The organism is Paenibacillus sp. AR247 (assembly GCF_002968895.1).
Taxonomy (GTDB): Bacteria; Bacillota; Bacilli; order Paenibacillales; family Paenibacillaceae; genus Paenibacillus_AQ; species Paenibacillus_AQ favisporus.
Window position 1 is genome coordinate 481,345 of sequence record NZ_PCZT01000012.1, and the last position, 5,085, is coordinate 486,429.

Annotated in this window: 6 protein-coding genes and 1 pseudogene; 4 read left to right on the plus strand and 3 right to left on the minus strand. The window is 53.6% G+C overall.

All coding sequences use genetic code 11. The features are described from left to right. Window positions 1-914, plus strand: a 914-nt coding sequence (locus CPT76_RS23750) for a dihydrolipoamide acetyltransferase family protein (RefSeq protein WP_146116406.1), incomplete at its 5' end; no start/stop codon positions are given. 51 nt (window positions 915-965) lie between these two features. Next, window positions 966-1,685 (plus strand): lipoyl(octanoyl) transferase LipB, encoded by a 720-nt coding sequence (gene lipB, locus CPT76_RS23755; protein ID WP_105444650.1) that lies wholly within the window; start codon window positions 966-968, stop codon window positions 1,683-1,685. Here the strand turns inward: lipB and prli42 are convergent. After that, complete coding sequence (gene prli42, locus CPT76_RS42275; protein WP_105444651.1) at window positions 1,671-1,772, minus strand: stressosome-associated protein Prli42; 102 nt, start codon at window positions 1,770-1,772, stop codon at window positions 1,671-1,673. The two genes, lipB and prli42, sit on opposite strands and share 15 nt — an antisense overlap. A gap of 96 nt (window positions 1,773-1,868) precedes the next feature. Here prli42 and CPT76_RS23765 point away from each other — a divergent pair. Next, a pseudogene (locus CPT76_RS23765) lies at window positions 1,869-2,936 on the plus strand (M20/M25/M40 family metallo-hydrolase). Window positions 2,937-3,067: 131 nt separating this feature from the next. On the opposite strand, the gene CPT76_RS23770 reads toward CPT76_RS23765, so the two are convergent. Beyond that, entirely contained in the window at window positions 3,068-4,288 is a 1,221-nt protein-coding gene (locus tag CPT76_RS23770) for a tetratricopeptide repeat protein (protein WP_105444652.1), read from the minus strand. Between the two features lie 158 nt (window positions 4,289-4,446). Next, complete coding sequence (gene mciZ, locus CPT76_RS23775) at window positions 4,447-4,599, minus strand: Z-ring formation inhibitor MciZ (RefSeq protein WP_105444653.1); 153 nt, start codon at window positions 4,597-4,599, stop codon at window positions 4,447-4,449. A gap of 125 nt (window positions 4,600-4,724) precedes the next feature. Here mciZ and CPT76_RS23780 point away from each other — a divergent pair. After that, window positions 4,725-5,085: NUDIX domain-containing protein (locus CPT76_RS23780; RefSeq protein ID WP_146116407.1), on the plus strand; the 361-nt coding region annotated here is incomplete at its 3' end.

The window sequence follows — 5,085 nt, forward strand, 5'->3', positions numbered from 1 at the left end:
TCGAAAACGGCGGTGAGGCAGTGGAAACCGGCCGAGCTGCCGAAGCTCCGGCGAAGAAAGAGGTTCATTCTCCGTTCGTAGGGCTGCCGCATGCCAATCCTGCGGTCCGTCCGGAGCAGTACATCCCGGTTCCGCCGGCATCCAGCCGGCAGTCAGGTCTGCATATGACCGAGTCGCCGCGTATTCCGGCTGTGGAACTCGAGGACCAGAACGGGCGCGCCGAGACGATGATCGACGTCACCCCGATCCGTAACGCCATTGCGACGAACATGCGCCAAAGTGTGTCGGAAATTCCGCATGCCTGGACAATGATCGAGGTCGACGTAACCAACCTGGTGCTGCTGCGCAACAAATTGAAGGATGAATTTAAGCGCAGAGAGGGCTATAATTTAACCTATCTGGCGTTTCTTCTGAAGGCTGTGGTCAATGCGATCAAGGATTACCCGATCATGAACTCGGTCTGGGCGGTCAACAAGATCATTGTGAAACGGGACATCAACATTTCCCTCGCCGTCGGCACGGAAGACTCCGTCATGACGCCGGTTATTCAACGGGCCGACCAGAAAAACATTGCCGGTCTCGCCCGTGAAATCGAAGAACTGGCGACCAAAACGCGTCAGGGCAAGCTCAAGCTGGAGGATATGCAGGGCGGCACCTTTACGGTGAATAATACCGGGTCGTTCGGTTCGATCCTGTCTTACCCGATTATCAACTATCCGCAGGCGGCCATCCTAACCTTCGAATCGATCGTAAAGCGGCCTGTCGTGATCAACGACATGATCGCCGTCCGTTCGATGGCGAATATCTGCCTGTCACTGGACCACCGGATTCTGGACGGTGTCATCTGCGGACGCTTCCTACAGCGCGTGAAGGAAAACGTGGAAGGTTATACGCTGGATACCAAAGTTTACTAATGAGGAAGTCTACGAAAGCTTGGTCATCATCTGAAAGGGCGTGAAGCAGTCATGACAACCAAACTTGAAGTATCCTATACGCCGATGATGGATTATGGTGCGGCCTGGGATTTGCAGAAAAGCATCGTCAGCCGCATAGACCTTGGAGAGCAGCAGGAAACCCTGCTGCTCTTGCAGCATCCACCGACGTATACGATCGGATCGCAGCGGCATCCGGAGCATCTCTTGCTCAGCAAGGAACAGCTGGAGCAGCAGGGCATCGGACTGTTTGAAATCGACCGCGGCGGCGACATTACCTATCACGGTCCGGGGCAGCTGGTCGGGTATCCGCTGCTGCTGCTGGCGGGCAAGGAAGGACTGGATCTGCACGGCTATTTGCGCAATCTGGAGCAGGTCATCATCAATTACCTTGCGCATTACGGGATCGAGGCTGGCCGCAAGCCCGAATATACGGGTGTCTGGGTAGGCGATCTGAAAATTTGCGCTATCGGGGTCAAATTCAACAAATGCAAACACCAAAGAGGGTTCGTGACCAGCCATGGGTTTGCCTTCAACATAACGTCCGGCATTCAAAACGAAGGCTTTCAGGGCATTATACCGTGCGGAATTCAGGAGTATGGCGTAACGTCGCTTGAGGACTGTATTGGAAAGCCGATCGCGGTCGAGCAGGTGGCGGAGGAGATTGTTCCGTTCTTTACCGAGGTATTCGGATTTGAGGCCGTTTCAGCCCAAGGGGCAGAGGAAAGCCCGCTGAGATCAGCGGGCTATTAAGGACTCGACGAGCCCAAAGACGACGGATCCGACCATGGCAATGAGCATGAGGTATACAAAAACGCGAAACCATTTTTTTCGTTGCATAAATAGCTCCTTTATTCATCATTAATGAAGGCTCGATGTCGAGCCGGGACAACCTATGTACTATTGTAACTTAACGCCGAAGGAGAGGAAAGTCCATTGATTAAACAAGACCGTTTGATACAGGAGTTTATGGAATTGGTTCAGGTGGACAGCGAAACAGGCCACGAAGCGGAGATCGCCGAGCTGCTCAAGCAGAAATTTACACAGCTTGGACTGGAGGTCGTTGAAGACGACTCCCAGGCCAAAACCGGACATGGCGCCGGCAACCTGATCGTGACCTGGAAGGGGGAAAGCGACGCGGAAGCTCCGAAGCTATTGTTCACCTGCCACATGGATACCGTAGCCCCGGGCAAAGGGATCAAGCCAGTCCTGGGAGAAGACGGTTGGATCCGCAGTGACGGGACGACGATTCTGGGGTCGGACGATAAAGCGGGCCTGGCGGTTCTGCTTGAGACGATCCGCGTTATCCAGGAGCAGCAGCTTCCCCATGGACAGATACAATTCGTAATTACCGTCGGTGAGGAGTCTGGACTGCTGGGAGCACGTTCGATGGATCCGCAGCATTTGGATGCCGAGCTTGGATTTGCTCTCGATTCCAATGGAGAGGTCGGATCGATTGCCGTTGCGGCACCAACCCAGGCTAAAATCCAAATGAAGATTTTTGGCAAATCGGCGCATGCCGGCGTGAATCCGGAAGACGGAATCAGCGCCATTCAGGTCGCCTCCAAAGCGGTGTCGCGAATGAAGCTTGGCCGGCTCGACCAGGAGACGACAGCTAACATCGGTAAATTTTCCGGTGGTGGAGCGACCAATGTGGTGTGCGATTTTGTCCAGCTTGATGCGGAAGCGCGAAGCATCGTTCAGGAAAAGGTCGATCAGCAGATCGCCCACATGCGGGAAGCGCTCGAAACGACCGTCCGCGAGTTCGGCGCCCAGTGTGAGTTCCGGAGCGAAATCGTGTATCCCGCCTTGGACTGAGCGGAAGAGTGTCCGTTCGGCGGCGGCAGCGACGCCAACATTTTCAACGGGCTCGGAGTTCCTACGGTGAATCTAGCCATCGGCTATGAGGACATACATACGACGAAGGAACGGATCCGTGCGGAGGATATGGTCAAAGCGGCTGAAATGGTGCTCAGCATCATTCAGGAAACTGTCAAATCATAGCTTTAACTCTATACAGCAGAATGAACCTGCACAAACAGGCTGTTCCATGCATGCGGCAAACCGCGCTGGAACAGCTTTTTTGCTGGGCTCATCCTTCTTCACGGGCCAACGATAACGGGGAGGCTCACAAGTTAGTGAACATAACGCCGGCGATCCGCGGCAGGATGATTTCTGCGCTGTGCCGGGGTCCATACCGTATGCCAGCTGGTGGATTGGATAATTTGCAGAGCCAGGGTGATATTCGTCAAATATTCGTCAATTTGAAAATACAGTTCACTTCCGATCACTTGACGTTCCTGTCTGTGATCCAAAGAGCTGCGGGTCTCCTCCAGGAAGCAGGAGGCTGCCGCAAACCGTGCCAAGGAGTGGGACGGATCCGTTGCATAGATCGACTCGAACAGCTGCGCTGCTTTGGCGAAGTCACCTTGATCGTACAGCATTTCAGCAGCGATAAAGCAAAGTTCGAGCGAGCTCTGGCTTCTCTCGTGCGTCGGAATTCCCTCCAGTTTGTTCAGGAGCGCTTTGGCCTGTTCAATATAGCCCTCCCGGTAAAGGGTATAAATCAATTCGCTGGATTCATGGAACGAGGGTTCGGGCTGAAGGGACATCCCAATGTCCACCATGCCGAGCACGATCGCGGACTTGGCTGTTTCCAGCCGGTTAAACCTGGACAATTCGGGCAATCCCCGGCCCTCCTGAAGCGCACGGCAGCACAAATATGCCGCATGGGATGCGGTAACGGAATGGGAAGCGGACTTGACCACGACCTTGTCCGGGTCCATCGTTCGCTGCGTCAGCCGCGCGTGCGCTTCCTTGAATTGATGGGTGTGAATGAGGCACAAAATATAAATGAGTTGAACGGATTCATTGAACCGTATGTCATCCGTATAACGGCTTAGGATGCCAAAGGCTTCCTCGTACGCGCCCAGATCCGCCAGCGTTTGGCCGACCTGCAGTTCGGTCGTGTCTGAGAGCGGGACCATTTCCAGAAGGCGCCGGCATATTTCCGCATCTGTCTTTCCGGCATCGTAGAGCAGTGCTCCCCATTCCGCGAGCGTTTTCCGATGATGCTGTCCGAGATTGACCGCCCGGCGGAAAGCTTCTTCGGCTTCCTCGGTACGGCTGCTTGCATATAAGAGCCTTCCGTACTCGAGCCATCCCTGCGCTTCGTCAAAGCTTTCAGCATGGGGCAAACTTCCGGAGTTATCATGTGCATGCGTCAGAGCCGTCCGAATGTGCGTCATCGCCTCACTGTTGTGTCCGCGCGATTTATACCATAATCCCAGCTTAAAATGCAGGGACGGGGAAATCGGGTAGGCTTGCAGCAGCGTCATCAATTCATCTTTGGTCATAATTGTACCCTCCAATATATAGAACAACCTGGTGAGTGAATAGTTGGCGGGAATGCTAAAAAAATGTTTAAAAAGTTAAATCGCTTATCGTTTTTAGATCATATCCGAAAAACCTGGGAATTTCGGGGGATATTAAAGGATAAAGATTCATCCGTCCCTTAATGATCCCGCCGGGAGGACGCGAGCGATTGCAAAATGTGCTGCAGCGGCGTGTCGGGGCTCCATTCCTTCTGCAATTGGCGGAGCATGATTTTAATCTGCCAGGCCCGTCCTACCATATGGACCGAGTTCGCTGTACGGTAACTTTTCATGAAGGGATCCCTCTTTCCTTGGGGTGAAGTTTGTTATAATAAGACCATATGTGTCAGCATGGCCAAAAATGCTAGGTTTTAAATATAAGAGGTTGTTGAGCACGTACTAAAAGGAGGATCATAGAATGAAAGAGTCTTTGCCACATATGAAGAAACCGTCCAAACATCTCGAGGAAGAGACCCTGTCCACCGAATCTATTTTTCAGGGAAAGGTCGTATCTTTGCAGATTGACAAGGTCCGGCTTCCCGACGGCAAAACGGCTTCACGGGAAATCATCCGCCACCCCGGTGCGGTAGCTGTTCTGGCCATCAAGGATGACCGGATGATTCTGGTCGACCAGTATCGCCAGGCCATGGGACGGTGCGAGCTTGAAATCCCGGCAGGGAAGCTGGAGCCAGGGGAGGACCCGATGGAAGCCGCCAAGCGTGAGCTTGTGGAGGAAACGGGGTATACATGCGGCCGCCTGGAGCTGCTTCACTCCTTTT

Bases quoted from the DNA above. Each gene is read 5' to 3' on its own strand.
- lipB (WP_105444650.1), top strand. From the start codon at position 966: ATGACAACCAAACTTGAAGTATCCTATACGCCGATGATGGATTATGGT.
- prli42 (WP_105444651.1), bottom strand. From the start codon at position 1,772: ATGCAACGAAAAAAATGGTTTCGCGTTTTTGTATACCTCATGCTCATT.
- CPT76_RS23770 (WP_105444652.1), bottom strand. From the start codon at position 4,288: ATGACCAAAGATGAATTGATGACGCTGCTGCAAGCCTACCCGATTTCC.
- mciZ (WP_105444653.1), bottom strand. From the start codon at position 4,599: ATGAAAAGTTACCGTACAGCGAACTCGGTCCATATGGTAGGACGGGCC.